Source organism: Chryseobacterium piperi (assembly GCF_002285635.2).
GTDB classification, from domain to species: domain Bacteria; phylum Bacteroidota; class Bacteroidia; order Flavobacteriales; family Weeksellaceae; genus Chryseobacterium; species Chryseobacterium piperi.
This window is the reverse complement of the sequence record NZ_CP023049.2, coordinates 813,708-835,827: the sequence shown is the minus strand read 5'-3', so window position 1 is coordinate 835,827 and position 22,120 is coordinate 813,708. Positions and strand designations below refer to the sequence as shown.

At 36.6% G+C, this 22,120-nt stretch carries 14 protein-coding genes and 3 pseudogenes; 8 read left to right on the top strand and 9 right to left on the bottom strand.

The annotated features are described in order from the left end of the window. The first annotated feature begins 9 nt into the window (after window positions 1-9). From cobA to CJF12_RS03710, 5 genes are all read left to right on the top strand, one after another. Complete coding sequence (gene cobA, locus CJF12_RS03730; RefSeq protein ID WP_034687894.1) at window positions 10-855, top strand: uroporphyrinogen-III C-methyltransferase; 846 nt, start codon at window positions 10-12, stop codon at window positions 853-855. Beyond that, window positions 845-2,557 (top strand): diflavin oxidoreductase, encoded by a 1,713-nt coding sequence (locus tag CJF12_RS03725; RefSeq protein WP_034687896.1) that lies wholly within the window; start codon window positions 845-847, stop codon window positions 2,555-2,557. The genes cobA and CJF12_RS03725 overlap by 11 nt, the downstream gene beginning before the upstream one ends. 34 nt (window positions 2,558-2,591) lie before the next feature. Next, entirely contained in the window at window positions 2,592-4,268 is a 1,677-nt protein-coding gene (locus CJF12_RS03720) for an NADPH-dependent assimilatory sulfite reductase hemoprotein subunit (protein ID WP_034687898.1), read from the top strand. Between the two features lie 372 nt (window positions 4,269-4,640). Next, window positions 4,641-7,517 carry a TonB-dependent receptor gene (locus CJF12_RS03715; protein WP_034687901.1) on the top strand — a complete coding sequence of 959 codons (2,877 nt, stop codon included), beginning with the start codon at window positions 4,641-4,643 and terminating at the stop codon, window positions 7,515-7,517. Window positions 7,518-7,521: 4 nt separating this feature from the next. Beyond that, window positions 7,522-9,039 carry a TSUP family transporter gene (locus CJF12_RS03710; protein ID WP_034687903.1) on the top strand — a complete coding sequence of 506 codons (1,518 nt, stop codon included), beginning with the start codon at window positions 7,522-7,524 and terminating at the stop codon, window positions 9,037-9,039. A 130-nt stretch (window positions 9,040-9,169) separates the two neighbouring features. On the opposite strand, the gene CJF12_RS03705 is transcribed toward CJF12_RS03710, so the two are convergent. From CJF12_RS03705 to CJF12_RS03695, 3 genes and pseudogenes are all read right to left on the bottom strand, one after another. Next, window positions 9,170-10,507 (bottom strand): IS1182 family transposase, encoded by a 1,338-nt coding sequence (locus CJF12_RS03705; protein WP_095591034.1) that lies wholly within the window; start codon window positions 10,505-10,507, stop codon window positions 9,170-9,172. Window positions 10,508-10,624: 117 nt separating this feature from the next. Then, a pseudogene (locus CJF12_RS03700) lies at window positions 10,625-11,534 on the bottom strand (helix-turn-helix domain-containing protein). Between the two features lie 46 nt (window positions 11,535-11,580). Further along, the gene (locus tag CJF12_RS03695) at window positions 11,581-12,516 is read right to left on the bottom strand and encodes an NAD-dependent epimerase/dehydratase family protein (RefSeq protein WP_034688300.1); all 936 of its coding nucleotides are present in this window, start codon (window positions 12,514-12,516) and stop codon (window positions 11,581-11,583) included. A 354-nt stretch (window positions 12,517-12,870) separates the two neighbouring features. Here CJF12_RS03695 and CJF12_RS03690 point away from each other — a divergent pair, with 354 nt between their 5' ends. Then, entirely contained in the window at window positions 12,871-13,380 is a 510-nt protein-coding gene (locus tag CJF12_RS03690) for a hypothetical protein (RefSeq protein WP_034688302.1), read from the top strand. Window positions 13,381-13,393: 13 nt separating this feature from the next. Here CJF12_RS03690 and CJF12_RS03685 read toward each other — a convergent pair whose 3' ends face one another. Both CJF12_RS03685 and CJF12_RS03675 read right to left on the bottom strand, forming a co-directional pair. Further along, entirely contained in the window at window positions 13,394-14,089 is a 696-nt protein-coding gene (locus tag CJF12_RS03685; RefSeq protein WP_034688304.1) for a VIT1/CCC1 transporter family protein, read from the bottom strand. A gap of 315 nt (window positions 14,090-14,404) precedes the next feature. Continuing rightward, window positions 14,405-14,758, bottom strand: a pseudogene (locus tag CJF12_RS03675) (PhzF family phenazine biosynthesis protein); the annotation flags it as partial. Window positions 14,759-14,802: 44 nt separating this feature from the next. Here CJF12_RS03675 and istA point away from each other — a divergent pair. Together istA and istB are read left to right on the top strand one after the other, a co-directional pair. Then, complete coding sequence (gene istA, locus CJF12_RS03670) at window positions 14,803-16,461, top strand: IS21 family transposase (RefSeq protein ID WP_228423525.1); 1,659 nt, start codon at window positions 14,803-14,805, stop codon at window positions 16,459-16,461. Between the two features lie 41 nt (window positions 16,462-16,502). Beyond that, entirely contained in the window at window positions 16,503-17,246 is a 744-nt protein-coding gene (gene istB, locus CJF12_RS03665) for an IS21-like element helper ATPase IstB (RefSeq protein ID WP_034681199.1), read from the top strand. A 104-nt stretch (window positions 17,247-17,350) separates the two neighbouring features. On the opposite strand, the pseudogene CJF12_RS03660 reads toward istB, so the two are convergent. The 4 genes and pseudogenes from CJF12_RS03660 to CJF12_RS03645 form a co-directional block, all read right to left on the bottom strand. Then, a pseudogene (locus CJF12_RS03660) lies at window positions 17,351-17,797 on the bottom strand (PhzF family phenazine biosynthesis protein); the annotation flags it as partial. Between the two features lie 55 nt (window positions 17,798-17,852). Next, window positions 17,853-18,608 (bottom strand): LytR/AlgR family response regulator transcription factor, encoded by a 756-nt coding sequence (locus CJF12_RS03655; RefSeq protein WP_034686562.1) that lies wholly within the window; start codon window positions 18,606-18,608, stop codon window positions 17,853-17,855. Window positions 18,609-18,622: 14 nt separating this feature from the next. Next, window positions 18,623-19,618, bottom strand: a complete 996-nt coding sequence (locus CJF12_RS03650; protein ID WP_051887361.1) for a sensor histidine kinase — start codon at window positions 19,616-19,618, stop codon at window positions 18,623-18,625. A gap of 58 nt (window positions 19,619-19,676) precedes the next feature. Continuing rightward, window positions 19,677-22,079, bottom strand: a complete 2,403-nt coding sequence (locus CJF12_RS03645) for a TonB-dependent receptor domain-containing protein (RefSeq protein WP_034686561.1) — start codon at window positions 22,077-22,079, stop codon at window positions 19,677-19,679. Window positions 22,080-22,120 lie beyond the last annotated feature (41 nt).

The following is a 22,120-nucleotide window of genomic DNA, read 5'->3' as shown; positions in this document are numbered from 1 at the left end:
GATTTTCAAATGAATCCAAACAACACAGCACCAATGGTTTATCTTATTGGTGCAGGACCCGGCAACCCTGATCTGATCACGGTAAAAGCAGTAAAAGCAATAGGTAAAGCAGATGTCATCTTATGTGATCGTCTGGTAAGCCCGGAGATTGTAGAATCGTATGCACCCGGCAATACGGAGATCATCTATGTAGGCAAGGAATGCAGTAAAGGAGCATCTACTCCTCAATCACACATCAATACCTTAATGGTTGATTATGTACGTCAGAATAAAACTGTCGTAAGACTTAAAGGGGGAGATGTTTCCATATTTTCTAATATTCTTGATGAGTTACAGACGTTGAAGGAAAATCATATTTCATTTGAGATTATTCCGGGGATTACTGCAGCTTTAGGAGCCGCAGCCTATGCGGGTATACCGTTGACTGCAAGAGGCTACGCTACATCAGTCCGGTTTCTGACCTATTACAAATCTGAAATTCTTACGGAAACCTATTGGAAGGAGCTGGCTGGCACTAACGATACTCTTGTGTTCTATATGTCTAAAGGAAATCTAATGGCACTTGTAGAGAAATTCATTAGTCTGGATGTTTCCCGCGAAAAGGAAATTGCCATTATTGAGCAGGCAACAACCCCTTTTCAAAAGGTATACACGTCTGATTTTGATGAATTTAAAAAGAATTTTGCAGACAAAAACTTTGCTTCTCCATCACTGGTAATCATAGGCAAAGTAGTTGGTCTTCATAAAGAATTTTCGTGGCTGAAAAATGCAGAGCAGGAAGGTCTGTATTTTAAATCGGTTGTGAATGGAAGCTTAGTATCAAAAACTCAAAACTTTTTCGAATATGCTGTCTGAAGCCAAATTTAATATCCTTAAACAAATATCCGGTGATTTTTCAAGAGACGAAACCATCTGGGCCAGCGGTTATCTGGCAGGTCTTGCCGGAGCTCCTCTGACGACGGCTCAGCCACCTCAGCAGGAAAATCACGTCAGCCAGACGACTACCAGGAAAATAACCCTTGCTTATGGAACGGAAACAGGAAATAGTAAGAAGCTGGCCACAACACTGGCTGGAATTATTAAGAAAAAAGGAATCCAGGTAAAGCTGGCTGATCTCTCCCAATATAAACCTAAGGATCTGAATAAAGAGGAATTTTTCTTTGTGATTATAAGTACGCAAGGAGAGGGGGATCCTCCTCTTCTTACCAGAAAATTCTATGATTATATCCATGAAAATGAAATCAATCTCAGCAATCTTAAATTCGGGGTTCTGGCATTGGGGGACAGCAGTTATCCATTATTCTGTAAAACAGGAGAAGATGTAGATTTTCGTTTTGAAGTATTAGGCGCTCAGCGAATCATTCCTTTAAAAAAATGTGATATTGATTACGAGGAAGAGGCGGGCAGATGGATTGAACATATAGTAGAAACAATCAATAAAACCTCTGCAAGTACAGTAAAAAATACCTCAACAGGGCATGTTTCAGCAGGCAGAAAAAAATATAACGGAAGGGTTTCGGCCATCATTAATCTGAATGACATTACCTCTGAAAAAGAAACCTACCACATAGAAATAGAAACGGATGAGCCTATTTCCTATCATCCCGGCGCTGCTCTTGGAATTATTCCTTTTAATTCAAGAAGTGTAGTAGATGAGATCATCACCCTGACAGGGATTGATCCGGAAAAACGAATTGAGACATCGAAAGTGACCGCCACTGCAGATGAACTCCTGATCAAGTATTTAAATATCAGCTATCTGCTTAAAACAACCGTAGCACAATATGCTCAGATCACAGGTCATACAATTCCTTCGGACATCCGTTTGAGTCTGCTCAATCTGCTTCAGATCTATCCTGTGAAAAATGCGGATGAATTTGAACAGGTTATTAGCATCTTAACCGGTCAGGCCCCACGTCTCTATTCCATTTCTTCTTCTTTGGAAGCGCATGGTGATACAGAAGTACATATCACTGTTTCCAGATCAGAATTTTTTGTTGACGATCAGAAACAAAATGGTCTATGCAGTGGATTTCTCAGCGAATTTAGAGAAGGAGAGAATTTTGAATTTTACATCCAGGAAGCCGGACATTTCAGACTTCCTCAGGAGGATAAAGATATCATCATGATTGGTCCGGGAACGGGAATCGCTCCTTTCAGGTCATTCCTATGGGAACGGGATGCTAAAGGTGCAGAAGGAAGAAACTGGCTCTTTTTCGGGGACAGGAATTTTATATCCGACTTTTTATACCAGTCAGAAATTCTGGATTTTCTGAAAACAGGAACATTAGCCCGGCTGGATATGGCGTTTTCCAGAGATAGTTCTGAAAAAATTTATGTTCAGCATAAACTGGAGCAAAAGGCTCAGGAAGTATTTCAGTGGCTGGAAGGGGGAGCATCGGTATATGTTTGTGGTACTAAAGATCCGATGAGCCGTGACGTAGAGAAAACGCTCCTGAGTATCATCCGCGAACAGGGAAATCGCAGTAAAGAAGAAGCCCTGAGCTACCTCGAAGAAATGGAGCTTAATGGCAGATACGCCAAAGATGTGTATTAAATAAGGCAGAATTAAATCGTAAAAGAAAACAATTATGAGCAATAATAAAGATAACCTTTCACCGGTAGAAAGAATTAAAACCGGAAGCAACGGACTTAGGGGAACTTTAAAAGAAAGCCTTTCCGATGATTTCACAGGATCGATAAGAGAGGACGATCAAACCCTTATCAAATTTCATGGAATGTACCAGCAGGATGATAGAGACAGACGGGAGGAGCGTGTCAATAAAAAACTGGAATGGCTCTATTCTTACATGATCAGGTTGAGGCTTCCTGGAGGATTTTTAACAGCTGAACAATGGGCAGGCCTTAATGAAATTGCCGAAGACCATTCTACGGGAACCATAAAAATAACGACAAGACAAACCATTCAGCTGCATGGTATTTTAAAGTCTCATTTAAGACCAACAATTCAGAGCTTTAATCTTAAGCATCTCGATTCGATCGCGGCTTGTGGTGATGTTAACAGAAATGTGACATGTACGGCAAATCCTTCCGAATCACCATTGCATCAGCAGACGTATGAACTGGCAGGAAAAATAAGTGAAATGTGTCTGCCGAAGACCAAAGCCTATTATGATATATGGATTGATAATGAATCCATCATTGACAGAAAAGCTGAAGAAGATCCTCTCTACCAGGACCGTTACCTTCCCCGAAAACTGAAAATTGGAATTGCCCTTCCACCCAATAATGATGTGGATGTATTCATCAATGATATTGCACTGATTGCCGTTATTGAAGATAACCGGATTGTAGGATATAATATTGCTGCCGGAGGTGGACTGGGAGCTACTCACGGAAATGATGCTACTTATGCACGCTTAGCTTCCGTATTAGGCTTTGTGGATACTGAAGAGAAAGTTTTAAAAGCGGTGTATGAGATTATTACGGTACAGCGTGATTTCGGTAACAGAAGTGATAGAAAACTTTCCAGATTAAAATATACGATTGATAAACTGGGAATTGATGGATACAGAACCGAAGTTGAGAAAAGAACAGGCTTTGCGTTTGAACCTGCAAGAGAATTTAAGTTTGAGCAAAGAAAAGACCGTTATGGCTGGATACGAAATCATGAAGGAAAGTGGTTTTATACCGTATTTGTAGAACACGGAAGAGTTCTGGAAACCAGTGATTATCCATTAAAATCAGGATTATTGAAAATTGCTGAAACCGGCAAAGCCAACTTCCGGTTTACCTGTAACCAAAATCTGATTCTTTCTGATATCCATGAGGAAGACAAACCTGAAGTAGACGCTCTGCTGAAAGAATTTGGAATTTCCGGATCTACTGAAGGAGCCAGTGCGCTACGAAAAAATTCAGTAGCCTGTGTAGCTCTGAACACCTGTTCGTTAGCTTTAGCGGAAGCACAACGTTATCTGCCTTCTTTAGTCACAAAAATAGAGCCCGTGTTAGAAAGACATGGTCTTTTGGAGGAAGATATTACCATCAGAATGACCGGATGTCCAAACGGCTGTGGAAGATCTCCCAATGCTGAAATAGGATTTGTGGGGACTGCTTACGGAAAATATAACCTTCATATCGGAGGAGATCGTTTAGGACTTCGCCTCAATACGAAGTTTAAAGAAAATATAGGAGAGGAGGAGATTCTTGAAACTCTGGATGAGCTTTTCGGAATTTATGTACAGGAAAAACAGTCAGAAGAAACATTTGGTGACTTTTCATACCGTTACTTGCAAAGTCTAAATTAAAACATAAAGAAAAAAACTAAATAGAAATATGATAAACCTTCTTTACCATCCCGAAAAAATAAAAAAACAGAACCCTCTTTTTTTAGGCGAACGAATGGGCATATGTTGTTGATTATCAATCAACCTAACATTACAACTGTTTAAATTATTTAAACCACAAAAGTCATAAAAGCCTTTTTTAACACTTAAGATCACGTAAGTAACTTCACAATTCTAGCGTATAGATAAGTTCACATAAGCAGAAAATTAAAGATTTTCAAAAAACTAAAGTGTTAAAAACCTTATATCATTTGTAGTTAAAAATATACTTGAATCATCCCTTATTAAAAAGTTTAAACAGCCTCCATTCCATTAACCTAAAATTGATAAAAAATGAAAAACGAAAGGCAGGGATATTTTCTGCAAAAAACAGGTATCATAATATTAACTCTTTTATTTTTTAACCTGGCAGAAGCACAACAACAGCTTATTGAGTTAAGCGGAATCATCAAAAACACAGATACTCAGAAAGGAATTGCCACAGTAAAGGTGCAGGTCGAAAATACAGAAGACACTGCATTAACTGATCAACAGGGAAATTTTAAAATAAGAACAAGAGTTAAAGTTCCCTTTAGAATTATTATCAATAAAGAGGGATTCACCAGCCAAACGGTTGAAATATTATCACTATCCCATAAAATAGCTGTAGAACTCAATCCGCAAAATGCCATTATCGATGAAGTGGTTATTTCTGCTTCCCGGGTTCCGGAAAAAGTCTTGAGATCCCCCATAGCTATTGAAAAAATCGATATCAGAGCCATTCGGGAAAGCCCGGCAGCTTCATTTTATGAAACGTTGGAGAATGTAAAAGGGTTACAGCTTTTAACTTCCAGCCTTACTTTAAAGGTTCCCAATTCCCGGGGATTCAATTCCCCCAATAACTTTCGTTTTATGCAATTGGTAGATGGAGTTGATGTACAGTCGGCAACTCTGGGAGTTCCTTTAGGAAATGCAATAGGTCCCACAGAACTGGATATTCAGTCTATGGAAGTCACTCCGGGCGCCGCTTCTGCCTTGTATGGAATGAATGCCATCAATGGACTCGCCAGCCTTCAAACCAAAGATCCTTTTACCTCTGAAGGACTGAGTGTTTATTTTCGGGGTGGCGTGAATCATGTTGATAATGTGAATTATAGAATAAGCACTTTAGGAGAAAGCGCGATAAGATTCGCAAAAGTTTTAAATAAAAATCTGGCGATCAAGGTGAACGCTTCTTACTTTAGTGGAGTCGATTGGATTTCAAATAACCAAACCGATCAGAATGCCAATCCATCAATTACCGCCAATCCTAATTTTCCATTAGCCAACAATCCTGCACAGGATCTTTGGAACAAATATGGAGATGAAAGAAATAATAAGGTTTCCGTCAATGTAGATTACAATGGAAAACCTACTACATTTAATGTTTCAAGAACAGGCTATTTTGAGAGAGATTTAGTAAGCCCTGAAGTCAAAAACATCAAATTTGATGCAGGATTATATTACCGTTTCGGGGATCAATGGAGAACGTCTTATGTGTACCGATACGGATTACTGGACGGAACTTTTCAAAGAGGTAATAAAATTCGTTTACAAAATGCAACGGTTCAAAACCATAAGGTAGAACTTACGGGTAAAGAACTTACATTCAGAGCTTATGTATCCATAGAAAATACCGGAGATTCCTATAATCTGAAACCTTTGGCCGACAATCTGGATCTGACCAATCTTTCCAATAACAACTGGAGAAATATATTCCAGTCGTCACTACAAAACAGCATTAATGCAGGAGCCAACCTGAATGATGCTTTTATCCTCGCAAGACAAGAAGCCGACAAAAATAGGGTCCTGCCTGGAACAGCTGCTTTTGATCAGCTAAGGAATACTATTATCGGGATTAATAACTGGGATTCTGCCAATGCAGGAATTACAGGAGCACCGGCAACCGGAGGAGCCAAACTGGAACAAAAATCCCGTTTTTATCAGGGTGAGCTTACTTATGATCTTAGCAGATTGGTAAAAATATTTAATTTGCTTGCGGGTATAGATTACCGTTTATACAGCATTACTCCAGACGGAAATAATTTCGTGGATTTTAGCAGACCTGTTAACGAAAGAAACACTCCTTTACCTGACGGCACGTTCGGTAAAGATGTCACCTATCAAAAATATGGCATTTTTGCTCAGGTTACCAAACTTTTCTTCGATGATAAATTAAAACTTAATGCAGCTCTACGAGTAGACAGAAATCCGGAATTTGAAGCAAAGCTAAATCCGAGAATAAGTATTGTCTATTCACCTGTCAACCAACATAACTTCAGGGCTTCTTTCCAAAATGGATATCGTTTTCCTTCACTATTTGAAGCATTTTCCTTTGTTAATAATGGAAATGTAAGAAGAGTAGGAGGTCTTTCAACCGTGAATGAGGGCTTAGGATATTTGGAAAACTCATATACTCTTTCCTCTATCGATAGATTTATTTCTGCAGTAAATGCTGATGTAAATGGAGGAAAAACCCAGAATCAGGCTGCTTTGGATAACAGACAACTTTTAGTGGTAGCCAATTTACCAAGGCTACAACCTGAAAAGATTAATTCATTCGAAGTAGGCTATAAATCTGTATTCTTTAATAATAAGCTGGTACTGGATTGGGATTTCTATTACAACATCTATGAAGGGTTCCTTGGACAGGTAGAAGTAGCAGTTCCCAGAAACGGTAATGTAGGTAGCGATCAGGCTGTACTTGATATGGCTAATCGAAGCCAACAAAACCGATATAGAGTATATACCAATAGTAATAATAGCTACAAGAGTTATGGAACCTCTTTAGGCATTCGATACAATATTGTAAATAATTACAATATTAACGTTAATGTTTCTTATAATGATCTGGCATCCAACAACAATTCGGATCTGTTTATTACGGCTTTTAATACTCCTAAATGGATGACGAACGTCAGTATAGGCAACAGAGAAGTTATCAAAAATATTGGGGTTACTCTTGTAGCAAGATGGCAGAACAGCTTTTTATGGGAAAGCCCTTTAGCATCAGGAAAAATCCCTGCCTACTATACAATAGATGCTCAAGCTACATGGAAGCTTCCTGAAATCCATGCAAATGTAAAAATTGGAGCTACCAATCTTCTCAACCGTCGATATTTCCAATATGCCGCAGGTCCTGAAATCGGAGGATTATATTATCTCGCTTTTACCTATGACTTAAAATTATGATCAAATGAGTAACTCCTTATATCCTATATTTCTGAAGTTGGAAAAACTGTCACTGCTCATCATCGGTGGTGGCAAAGTTGCCCTGGAAAAGCTCGAATCAATACTGGGGAATTCTCCCGCAACTTCGATTAGACTCGTTGCTAAGGAAATCATTCCTGAAGTCAGATTATTACAGGATCAGTATCCCAATTTAACATTGTTTGAAAGAGCTTATCATGATCATGATTTCAAAGAAACAGATCTTGCAGTGATAGCGGTCAATGATCTTGTATTGGCCGGACAGATCCGGGATCATGCTCATCAAAATAACGTGTTGGTTAATATTGCTGACAAGCCTGAACTATGTGATTTCTATTTAGGCTCTATTGTGAAAAAAGGAAGCCTTAAAATTGCGATTTCAACCAACGGAAAATCTCCAACCATAGCAAAGAGACTAAGAGAAATACTTACTGAAGCCATTCCTGATGAGATGGATACCTTATTGGAGAATATGCAGAACATACGCAATCAGCTAACAGGAGATTTCAATTATAAAGTGAAGGAACTGAACAGACTGACGACAGGATATCTCCACGAAGAAAAAGGCAGTCTTTCCCAACCGGATCTGGAAATTGAAAAGCTGATCAGTATTACAAAAACAGTCCAGCGAAGAGCCAATATCTATCTGGCAATCATAGGGGGTTTACTTCTTTTCGGAATATTGGGAATTATCATTTACCAATTCAACCTCTCCGGTGATATTCAGGAATTTATGAGCAAAGACGGTTATATCTTTTACTGGATGCTGTTTGCGGGATTTATGGCAGAAATTGTTGCCGGATCAATGGGAATGGGCTATGGGGTTATATGCACAACCATTTTATTATTACTTAATGTTCCGCCTCCCGTAGTCAGTGCAAGCATTCACTCTGCAGAATCTTTCACTACAGCAGCCGGAAGTTTCAGCCATTATAAATTAGGAAATGTCAACAAAAAAATGGTCTGGGTTTTATTCCCTTTGGCCATCGTCGGAGCCATAATCGGAGCATTAACACTCTCTCATTATGGCGAATATTATGCCCATATTATAAAACCTATCATTGCCTGCTATACTTTATACCTCGGATTGAATATTCTTAAAAACGCCTTTAAGGAAAAAAAGCCCAGCCACGCTAAACCTAAGAAAAGAACCAATCTGAGAGTGCTGGGATTCGTAGGAGGTTTTATCGACTCATTTGCCGGCGGTGGCTGGGGTCCTTTGGTTACCGGAACCCTGATCAAAGAAGGCAGAATTCCCCGATATGTGGTAGGAAGTTCTACAGTAGCCAAGTTTTTACTCACCCTGACTAGTGCCATTACTTTCATTTTCACCATTGGAATTCACCACTGGAATATTGTCTTAGGCCTTTTGCTGGGTGGTGTTTTTACAGCTCCTTTTTCAGCCATGCTTACTTCAAAGCTCCCTACAAAAAAAATGTTTATTGTAGTTGGAGTAGTGGTTATTATCATGAGTATGATCACCATTATAAAATCACTGATATAACAACCTGAAAAAAGAGGCTGTCTCAAAAGGACAGTCTCTTTTTAGTATTTCATTGAAAAAAGATTTCGATATTTTGAATAAAAAAAATATCTTGGAAAAAAGAAGATATAAGTCAAAAAAGCAGTCTGTTTTAGGCTGCTTTTGACATTTTCTTTAGATTGTGGGCAATTGCGAGTATGCCGATTTCTACCTCGACTTTATTTTTTCCCCGAAGCATGAATCGTTTAAAATTTTTGTTGTGTTTGAGCTCTGCAAAAACAGGTTCAACATCATGGCATCTTTGTTTTCTGAGTTTGATGCCCTTGCTGGTATTAAGAAGTTTGAAAACCTTTTCTCTGATTTTTGCCAATTTAGGATTGTTTTGTGAAGTGGTTATTTGTCCCGATTTCTGATCTTTTCTGAAGTAATTATATTTAACATAAGCTTTTATTTTCTTAGATTTTAACAAGTTGTAATTTTCTTCTGAGCCATAACCAGCATCAGCAACAAGCTCTTTGGGAGCTTTATGATAGCTTTCTTCAAAACCCAGTAAATGAGTCGCTAATGTTTTGGTGTCTGTTGGGTTGGGATGAATTGAATAATGTAAAATGAATTGTCTATGGGTAGAAATTTGTAGATTGTAAGCGGGTTTTAGTTGTCCGTTTCGCATATGATCCTCCTTCATTCGCATAAAAGTAGCGTCTGTATCGGTTTTGGAATAGGAATTTCTATCTTCTAATAATTCTTGCTGTTTTTTATATTTCTCTAAATTATCTGCCCAGTTTTTCTTAGCATAATTCAGTTTCTGACGAACTTTTGAAGCTACTTTTTTATCTTTCAAAACTTCATTGATCTTTTCGATGGTTTGAGTTACTTTTTCAGAATCTACTTCTTTAAAATCAATACTTTCTGTATTTTCAAGCTCGTCTTTGGCAACTGTTTCTGCATAGTTCCAAAGCTCTTCTAATTGCTCTGCAATCCTTTCTTTGTGTTTTTTGACAGCTCTTCCCCAAACAAAAGTATAGCGATTGGCATTGGCTTCTATCTTGGTGCCATCTACAAAAGTGGTTTTCAGACTTACCAAACCTTCCTTTTCCAAAAGAAGAACAATTTGTGTGAAAATAGCTTTAATCTCACCTTTCAATCGTTCACTACGGAACCTGTTTAAGGTGTTATGATCGGGACGGCTCATTGCAGAGAGCCACATAAAATGGATGTTTTCTTTCAAGGCCTGCTCCATTTTGCGGCTTGAATAGATATTGCTTAAATAGCCATAAATCAAAACTTTCAAAAGCATTTTCGGGTGGTAGCAAGATGTTCCGCCAGGTTTGTAGGTTTTAATTAAGCTTTTGATATCCAAGCCATCAATAATGTTTGAAACAATTTTCACAGGATGTCGCTCATCAATCAACTCCGATAAATTGGGAGGAAAAAGCAGATTTTCTTTGGGGGTGTAATCTTTAAAGACTACTTTTGACGTACTTAACACAATGCAAATTAATCAATTTGCAACTATTAGGAAAGCGAAAGCTTTCCTTTTTGCATAAAAAAGGCTATCTCTTTTGAGACAGCCTCTTACATTTATAATTATCAACGATATTTTTATTTAATTAAAATTCTGTCTGAACTCTAATGGGGGAAATGGATGTCCGGTTTTTAAACAACCGGTGAAAGGACTGTGGATGCTCAAATCCCAGATGGTAAGCAATTTCAGAAACGGACATGGATGTTGTGGATAGCAGTTCTTTAGCTTTATCGATCAGTCTTTTTTGAATATGTTGTTGTGTCGTTTTCCCGGTATGAACCCGCAGCATATCACTAAGATAATTAGGAGTGATGTTTAATTCTCCCGCTAAAAACTGAACAGAAGGGATACCATTAAGTCTCAGGTTGTCATTTTTAAAATAATCATCCAATAAATTCTCTAATCTGGTAAGAAGGTCATTATTAACTTTTTTCCGGGTCAGGAATTGACGGTTATAAAACCGGTCACAGTATTTTAAAAGAAGATCAATATTAGAAACTAAAAGATCCTGCGTAAAAACATCCATATTATTTTCTGTTTCTTTTCGGATATTATCTACAATATCCGTTATCGACTTTTCTTCTCTTTCGGAAAGATGCAATGCTTCATTGGCAGAATATGAAAAGTATCCGTAATCCCTGATAGAAGAAGCTATCGGATATCCCTGAAAAAAATCAGGATGAACGACCAGGACACTGCCCCTGACCTCAGAAAGTAAAATATCTTCAAACTGTACCACCTGATCAGGTGCTATGAAATACATGATCCCCTCTTCAAAATCATAATACTGCTGACCATATTTACATCTTCCTGCACAATCTTTTTTAATGGCAATGACATAAAAATCTGTAGTCACAGAGCTGAGAATCGCATCGGAGCTTATAGAAACTTCGTTGAAATCAAAAACGCTGATTAAAGGATTTAAAGGCCTTTTTAGCTTTAAAAGATTATGTAAGGCAGTAATTGAAGTGACTCTTTCTGGTACTTTCATTTTGTGTCATTTATGTGGTGTAAAGAGCTTTGATGATTAATTTTAATTAACGGGCAACCTGCTGTTCCTTTTTTATCTGTTCTATTCCTTGCTTGTAAGTAGTTACCTGAAAATTAGGAAAACGTGTTTTAAATTTTGAATCATCAAAAAGATTGTTGTGCTCATATCTCGGAAGCAATTCCTGCAACTCTTTCGCATTTTTATTAAACAATGCCCCCAGCTTGAAAGCAAATTTAGGAATAATAGAATATTTAAACTCTTTTCCGTACACTTTTGAAACCAAAGCAATGAATTCTTTGTAAGTTAACCGATGATCATCTATCGGAAGGTGCCAGGTTTGTCCGAATGCGTCCGGTGTATTTCCAATCAACGCAGCAGCTCTGCTGGCATCGGGAGTCCATATCAGACTTCTCAACTTATTATCCCATAAAGGAACTTTCAGTTTTTTCCCATCTTTGATCGCATTAAAAATAAATGTATTGGTAATGCTTTGTGTTTTTCCTGGCCCATAAAATTCAGGAGCGCGACAGATAACGATATCCATTTCGCCGGCTTCCATTTCTTTCAAAAGCATCTCCGTCATTTTCTTTCTTACCATACCTTTTCTCCCGACAGGAGCAAACTTTGTATTTTCAGTAAGCACTGCATCATTCTGAGGATACATATAAGTATTATCGAAAAAGACCAATTTGGTTCCATTAATCTTACAGGCCTCAATAACATTTTTTGTGATCAGAAGAAATTGTTTTTCCCAGAGATCAGAGTTCATTGGCAGGCCTAATGTAAAGTAAGCAATTTCGCTGCCTTTTACTGCTTCGATAGCACTTTCTCTTATTGAAAGATCCGCCGAAAAAACAGTATCCGTATCATTGACTTTTTTAGCATTTCTGCTGACAATTCTGATATCGGATGTATAGTGACGTTTTAGTTCTCTTGCTAGCTCTTCTCCAATCTGGCCATTGGCACCTAATATAGTTTGCATAATTTTGTGTTTATTTGGGTCTTTTATTCTTATGCAAAATTCGGGCATAACTTCCAATAAACTGTATCCTAATTACTTGAATTTGTAACACAATCTCTGCTGGGGACTTGTATGATCTGATATCAATTGTTTTAAGGTCCATCAACTTCCCTCAATTTATTTCAAACAACTTGATAATAGCTTATTTCATGGGTAGATTTCAAAATCGCAATAACTAACCTTATTTATTCTAAGAAAAAATACCGGAAAAGTCCGTATTATACTACATTCTTAGGCATAGGGAAGGGGGTGTATTTATACTAAACTTGTATATTTGCCAAAATATCACACTTATTTACGACAAAGAAAATATTAATGATGGTAACTGATGCTTCCCATAAGCTTATCCCAATGACTACTTTTGTCATTGAATATTATTCCAACGAAGGATATGCAGATCTTCAGACATTAAATCTGATGAATAATTATGCCAATTTTCTCAAACATCCTTTAACACTAGGAATGTTTGTACCGGTAGATGCTGATGGAAACGTTTTAAAAGAGCCTAAAAACTATACCTCTTGGAATTCGCTGGAGCATAACAAGAAAAAAACAAACAATATCAGTGACAGTATGGGGTTTGAAGAATATAGAATCTATCAGAAAGCGGAACAAAAATGCTTTTTTGAAGGATTTACTGTTGCTTACAATGGCTACTCAGTGGTCAGAATTGTAGCCTCTTATGATGAATCCATAGAGCTATCTTTTAATAAAACCGATTTAAAACCACAAACGTTTAAAGATGTAGAGTCACTGACTGTTTTTGATGAAATCTACCTAAGCGCTACAGCCTTAAAAACAATTGGTATTCATAAAAACAAATAAATAGATCCCAATATTACGAGACAGTAACTCCGAAAAAATGTCCTATCAGAGCTGTTATCCCCATTGCAGCTGTCCCCCAGAAACATATTCTTACCACAGCAATTCCTATTTTTGAGCCTCCTGTTTTAGCCGAAACCGCACCTAATAACATCAGGAAAACAATTGAAAATCCATATTGAAAATAGACCATCTGATCAATAGGTGCAAGCAGGGAAACGATAAAAGGAAGCATTGCTCCCACAGCAAAAGAACCTAACGAGGCAATAGCTGCCTGAAAAGGTTTGGCCTGTGTAATTTCATTAATTCCCAATTCATCTCTTGCATGGGCTTCCAACGCATTATGTTCGCTTAATTCAGTAGCAACCTTCATGGCTGTCTCTTTACTTACACCGCGTGCTTCATAAATTTTTGCCAGTTCCTTAAGTTCTGTTTCCGGCATTTCTTCCAACTCTCTTTTTTCACGGAGCAAATCAGCCTTTTCGGTGTCTTCCTGTGAACTCACCGATACATATTCACCTGCGGCCATGGATAAAGCTCCTGCAATCATTCCAGCCAAAGCAGCCAGAACAATTGTGTTACGCTGCGATTCTGCTGCTGCCACTCCTATAACAATACTGGTCGTGGACAATAATCCGTCGTTAGCACCCAAAACAGCTGCACGAAGCCAGCCAACTCTGTTCACATAATGTTTTTCCAATTGATGATGCATAGTATCAAATCCTTTAAAATATTCCGTTACAAAATGGGATAAGACTGATTTCTTATACCGCCGTGAAAGGCAGGTTCGGTAGAACAATGCCATGGTTATCTAATCCTAAATTTAATGAAATAATCACAGAATCCATACCTGATATATATTTTAAATCAAAGAATATCACAAGATTCGGATTTTTTACTTTTAAAATGCTCCTGATATTTGTCTGTAAAATATCATAGTATGAAAAAAAACTTAAAGGGTATTCGTGGCAAAAAAAAACAGCCACGAATGCACGAATAATTCTTATAATCCCAGATACAAAGCCTATTATTCTATCCAAAAATACCCTTCAGAATAGGTTTTCGCCTTCCCGGAGATCATCACTCTTTCATTCCTGTCTTCACAATAAAGTTTTCCGGATCTTTCCGAAAGCTGAATGGCAAAAAGAGTCTTTTTATCTAATCTTTGGGACCAGAAAGGGATTAGAGAGCAATGCGCAGATCCTGTTACAGGATCTTCCAGAATACTGGCCTGAGGTGTAAAAAACCTTGAAACAAAATCGCTATCATCACCTTTTGCCGTTACAATAACACCTCCGGGATCCATATTGATCAGATCAAAAAACTGTCGGTCAATCTTAATATTTTTAATATCATTTTCAGAATCATATACTAAAATGTAGAATCCTTCAAAATTGACCATCTCAATCCTGTGAAAATGATCAGTTGATTCCTGAGCAAATTGACCATGGTATTCCTGAGCAAATTGACCCCCAAAAAAAAGTCAGAAAACGTGTCTTGAATAACTTAGCCAAAAAATACCAAATGGCTAACAAAAGAATAGACATGTTGAACATTAAACAATTATTACGATTATACACCCAGGGGGTAAGTAAATTGCGGATAAGCAAACAACTGGGTATCTCACGCAATACTGCTAAAAAGTATATCAGCCTGTTCCATGAACACCAGCTTACATATGACGAGCTGATAGAGCTGAGTGATGAAGATTTAGATGATTTATTCGAGACTCCGCCAACCGATATAAGGGATAAGGCCAATATTAAAAAACAACTTGAATCGTTGTTTCCTTACATATCCAAAGAACTAAAACGTGTTGGGGTCACCCGTTATCTGCTATGGGAAGAATACATAGATAAATACCCTTCAGGCTACCAATATTCCCGCTTTTGCCATCATTACCGGGAATGGTGTAAAAAGGTGAACCCTTCCATGCATATTGAACATAAGGCTGGGGATAAACTTTTTGTGGATTATACAGGAAAAAAACTTCACATTATTAATAAAGAAACAGGAGAACAACAGGAAGTTGAGGTCTTCGTATCCATACTTGGAGCCAGTGGCATGACCTTCGTAGAAGCTACAAGAACCCAGGGGAAAGAAGATTTTCTTGGAAGTCTTACCAAAACCCTGCATTATTATGGAGGAGTTCCCGCAGCTATTGTTACCGATAACCTGCGTACAGCCGTAAAAAAGAGCCATAAGTACGAACCTGTCATCACTGATTCTCTTCTGGATTTTGCTTCCCACTATAGCACTACAATACTTCCTACGCGTACCTATCATCCCAAGGATAAGGCTTTGGTTGAAAATGCGGTACGCATTGTGTATACCCGCATTTTTGCTCCATTGCGTAAAGATCACTTCTTTAGCCTGGAAGCATTGAACAAAGCTATAGAAAACCTGCTGGAAGGATATAATGAAGCTCCCATGAAAAGAAAGAAGTATTCCAGGGCTGATGTTTTCCGTGAGGTTGAAAGACATGCATTATCCCCACTACCAGCTATGATGTACCAGCTCAAGCATTCTGCACGTGCTACCGTTCATAAGACCAGCCATGTATATTTAAGTAAAGACCAGCATTATTACAGTGTTCCGTTCAGCTATATTGGTAAAAAAGTAAACATTATTTTTAGTAAAAATACAGTCGAGATTTACTATGACCAGCGCAGAATAGCATTCCATAACAGAATCCTGGCTAAATATCAGTATACGACTGTAAAAGAACATATGCCTTCATCTTATCAGTTTATGACTGAATGGAATCCCTCCCGGTTTATCTCTTGGGGAAGGTCTGTCGGGGAATATTGTGAGCAGTACATCATCAAAATCCTGGAAAAGAAACAGCATCCTGAGCAGTCCTATAAAACCTGCCTGGGAATCCTTTCATTATCAAAAAAGATCGGCAACATAAGACTTGACAATGCCTGTAAAAGAGCGTTGGGATATGAAAAATACAGCCTTGCCATGATTAAAAGTATTCTGGAAAGAGGGCTGGATAATCTAACCGATGACGATGCATTTTTTGAAGAAAAGAAACTGCCTAAACACAAAAACATAAGGGGCGGAAAATACTATCAGTAACATCTACAATCATTAACAATTAAATCATTAATACAAAACCTATGAATCAGGCAACATTAGAAAAAATGAAACATTTAAAGCTCCACGGGATGCACAGGGCGTTTTCCACAACAATGGAAACAGGAAGTATCTCCTATACCAATGATGAACTTATAGCCTACTTGATTGAATCCGAGTATGACGACAGGGAAAGCAGAAAGGTAGAAAGATTGATTACCACAGCTAAGTTCAGATACAGGACATTTATGGAAGAGATTACGGCCTCTTCTTCCAGAAATATTGATAAGAATACTATTGGAAGATTATCTTCCTGCGATTTTATATCACAGAAACAGAATATTCTTATTACAGGCAGTACAGGAGTTGGAAAAAGTTTTATCGCAACTGCCATTGGATACAAAGCCTGTACAATGGGATATAAAGTCATGTACTTCAGCATCAACAAACTCTTCTCAAAGCTTAAGATGGCTAAGGCAGACGGATCTTACCTTAAAGAGATAGACCGAATAGAAAAGCAGGATCTTATTATCCTTGATGATTTTGGATTACAATCCCTGGATAATCTTAAACGTCAGGATTTTATGGAGATTATAGAAGACAGACACGGAAAACGTTCCACTATTATTGCTTCGCAACTGCCTGTAAGTGCCTGGCATGAAGTCATTGCGGAACAAACAATAGCCGATGCAATACTTGACAGAATGGTTCACAACTCCCTGAGAATAGACCTTAAAGGAGAATCGATGAGAAGAAAAAAAGCTGATCAGAAAATCAGCTCAGAGTAAAGATTTATTTTATATTTTTAAACCATCTTTTAGACACCTTTTTTGACTTCATTCTTAGTGGTCAATTTAATCAGGAATTAGGTGGTCAATATCACTGGAATTTACACTAAAACATAATCTCTTGATTGGTACACTTCTTTTGGCTGGATATTTAATGATTTTGAAAAAGCATCCGGCAGAACAGCAGGTACAGGCATCCTTGAAGGAAAATTAAGAGAATACAAGTCGTTTTCGTAGGTAACCGTTAATATCCCGCTTTTGGTTTCAAAAAGAATTTCATTTTTAGGATAATTTAAAATACTGATCAGACAATGGGCTGTAGCGAGTGTCGCATGTCCGCAGAGATCCATTTCGATCTCGGGAGTAAACCAGCGTAATTGTATTTTTTCACCATGATCAATAAAAAATGCAGTTTCAGCAACAGCATTTTCTTTTGCGATGTTCAAAAGCTGTTCGTCCGGAAGCCAGCTTTTTAAAGGGACAACGCACGCCGGATTTCCTTTGAATAGCTCATCTGTAAAGGCATCAATCTGATATAATTCTAGTTTCATGAGTTATATATTTACTAACGTAAAAATAAAAATTATTTCTTGTGGAACATTCTTTTTAACGTTCTATCCATTTCCTGAATTCAGGGGTTACTGCAGCAGAAGTAACTAATCGTTTAGAATGATTAATAATTTTAATAGATAATCGATCGTTAAAATATGGTTCAATCAGTTCAATAAAATTAATGTTTATTATTTCACCTCTATTAATCTGAAAGAAAATATCCGGATCTAAATCATCAGCTAAATCAGAAAGCTTTTGCCGGAATTCGTAACTTCTCCCTTTATGATCAGTAGCCTGGCAAACTCCTGAGTTTGTTGAAATATACATGATATTTTTAACCTCTAAAAGCAAAGTACCCGTATTGGTTTTAATCAGAAGGCGTTCTTTATACTGAGTGCTTATCTTCTTAATCACGGACGATATACTCAACCAGTCGATTGCTTCATAAGCTGGAGTTAACCGTTTAAATTTATCCATGGCTAATTCAAAACTTTTGAAACTGATCGGCTTTAATAAATAGGCTATACCATTGCTATCAAAAGCTTCTTGATAAAAGTCATTAAAAGCAGTTGTAAAAATAATGGGACAAGTAATGAGGTTGCTATGTAGAGAAGAAAAGACATTACCATCAAGCAACTTAATGTCGCAAAACACCAAGGAGGGTGCCTGATTTTTTGTAAACCATTCTTTAATTTCTTTATTACTTTTTAATATGGCTGATACGTTAATTGCAGGATCATATTTTCTAATATAAAAAAGAAGTTGTTCTGCATTAAGATCTTCATCTTCTATTAACACAATCTTCATCATAGAATTTTTATAAGTTAATTAATAACAGGTAATTCAACCACAAAATGGTTATTAAGAGATTGATAAGTTACCGTTTTCCCAAAAAGAAGTTGATATCTTTTCGTGATATTTGAAAGCCCTAATCCTGTATTTAAGCTTATTTCAACAGGCCGGATCGGATTAGTAACGCTTATACAATCCCCGGTTCTTTTGAGTTCAATAAGCAATGGACTTTCTTCACTGCCTTCATTATGTTTGATGGCATTTTCCAAGCAAATCTGTAAGGCAAAAGGGACAATATATCCTTCTTCATTTTCAATTTTAAGAACAATAGAGTAGGCACCTCCAAACCGTTTTGTAGTTAAAGCAATATATTTCTTTAAAAATGCCAACTCATCTTTTAAAAGAACACTATCTACAGAATTGTGCAATAAGAAATAACGATAAACATCTGAGAAGTTTTCAATAAATTCATCTACCTGGCTGGAATCTTTTCGAGCTAAAGAAGAAAGAATACTTAAATTATTAAATAAAAAGTGAGGTTCTATATTTTTTTTCAACGTTTGTAATTGCATATTTTCAATCTCATACTTAGACTCCATAAGCTCTTTCGTTAAAGTATTGGTTTCTTTAAAAGACAGGTAAGCAATCGTAAATCCTGAAATATAAAAATGAGAAATAGACAATGTAAAAATAATATTACCCCAAAGGAGATCAAAGGAAGTAGGCCCTCCATAGTAAGTTCTTATAATGATATGTATTACTGATGTATAAATAGCAAATAGAGGAATGCTTAAGAAAAAGACATAAACAAATTTTAATTTCCTGACTCCAAACGTGCTCAACCAGTTCCAGACCATCAATGTGATACATAATGAGCCAAGTGAATACAAAAAAGTAGTAATATGCCCCGGAATATCATAAAAGTTGATATCTCCGTTAAGCCTCACTCTATAATATATCCAAACCTGAAAAGCATTGAATAAAGCCAGAATCAGCAAAATAAATAGGATGGACGATATTTTTTTCATTGAGAATTGTTAGTTACTTTAATAATGGCTTAATCTGGCTTTTGCAAACTTAAAAATACTATTTAATCCGGGATGTTTCTTCAGCTTCATTTTTCTGTTTGCTCCCTTTAACCTTATTATTGCCAAATTTATATATTAAATTGAAACGTATACTTTGATAGTCATATTCATTTTGTCCATTTAAAACAGCATTATTTCTAACCTGTTGGTATGCAATCTCATTTCTTTTGCTAATGATCGTAGATAAAGTACATCCAATATCCAGCCGCTTAGCTAAAAGGCTTATTCTATAACCCAAAGTTAAAAATCCAAATGCTCTGGTATTTAGAGTACCATCAAAGCTTGGAAAATTATGTCTATAATTGAGCTGAACTGAGTTATTACCGCTCAATTTATACATGTTATTTAATGAAATATGAGCACCATTCCCATGAGTAGGAGGAACTAGAGAAGCATCTTTTGATTTTGTTTTTTGCCAATAATAGCCTCCACTGAGCTGAGTTTCCATATTTTTCAGTTTCGTAAAACTATAGTTAGCATACATCCCATATTGGTATACATCCAATAGGTTATAATAACTGTACCGCTGTATTTTACCTTCATCTAAAAACTGAACAATATAGCTGACCTGACCTTTTGTAATAGAATGATATAGTGTAGCACTTAAATTAGAATTATTGGAATAAGTCAATTCAAAATTATCTGAAAAAGAAGGCTTGAGCAATGGATTGCCTTCTACATATTGAAAAGGATTGACAAACCACTGAAATGGATTGAGCTGTTCTAATTTTGGTCTTCTGACTCTTTTTGAATATTTAAAAGAATAATCTGATTTTTTTGAATGTTTATAGTTGATATAAAAGGTTGGAAAAAAATTACCATAAATTATTTCAGTTGTTTTATCATCTGCCTGAGATCTTCCCACATAGTGAGTATCTTCATAGCGCAGTCCGGCCTGAGCAATCCATTGATTTCCTAACTTTATTTCTGAAGAAAAATAGAGTGAGATAATACTTTCTTTATACTTGAATATATTGGTTAATGCAGGATTTAGGATAGGATTTTCATTTTTTATATCAAAAAAACTGACGTCACTATTATTGTTTAGGAAAGTATGACGCATTCCGGTTTTAATATGGATGGCATTAAAAGGAAGGTCAAAATCCAAACTCGATATCCCTAATTTATAATTGTTTAGGGAAGAGTTCAATGTATATGATAATTCCTGATTATTATTGATCTCATTATTTCGTTGATTTTCAATTCTATTATCAAGCCACTGAAAGCCCCAATCAATTGATTTTCCTTTCATATCCAGCTTATGAGTAGCATACCCATGAATGCGGTGGAAATTACTTTTTATCGTGCCATAGCCTTTATTTGACAGTTTGTTATTCAAAACAGAATGATCATAAAATAAATTGGTAGACTGATCATCAGATGCAAAATCAGAGCCGTTGTATTCATAAACTAACGATAAATCAGTCCTGGAATTAAGCTTATAATTAACATTGACAGAAGGAGCAAAATCTTTAGAATACGTTATTTTATCCTGTCTGTTATTACTGAAAAAACCACTTGAAAATAAATTCTGATCCTTTTCATAAGCTGAAATCCTGTTATTGTTGTATAGAAAATTACCTGTAAAGCTAAATTTTTCCGTTTGATAAATTAAATTGATACTGCTGCTATTGGAAAAATAGGTGCGCTGAGTTATAGAAGAATTCAAACTTCCATTCCAGCCTAAATGAGGATTTTTCTTTAAAATAATATTAATAAGCCCTGCATTTCCCTCTGCGGCATACTGGGCAGGTGGTGTCGTAATAATTTCTATTTTTGATATTGTATCACTCGAAATTGTACTGAGATAAGAAATCAAAGCCTCGCCATTAAGAGCAACCGGCCTTCCATTGATAAGTACATTTAAAATATTCTTACCAATCATTGAAATACTCGTTTCATCTACTTTTAATAGAGGGGTGTTTTTTAACACATCTATTGCATCTCCTCCTTGTGAAGTTAAAGAGTTTTCAAGATTGAAAATCAATCGGTCAGTTTTTTGGGTAAAAAGAGGTTTTTTAGCTGTAATTAATACTTCTTTTATAGTCGTAACTTTGTCCTCTAAAACAATTTCTGGGAATTGAAGTATTGTTTTAGCATTCATATCCAGGTTAAACGGGTGACTTTTATACTGTTTAAAATTGATACTATTGATATGAATTAAATAAACTCCAGATTGGTTAATTTCAAAATTAAATGTTCCTATACTGTCCGTTGAAGTAATTTTGTTAAAAAGACTGTCTTTTGAAGAAACCAAAACAACCGGTATATTGGAAAGTCCTTTATGATTTGGGCCTAAGATTAATCCATTTATTGTATTTTGTGCGAAGATAGCAAGTGTGCCCATCAGCATAATAATAGAAAGAAATCTACATCTGAAATTGAAATTTATTGGGGCCATATCTGTTTATTAAGCACCACAAAAATCCACAATCAGAGATC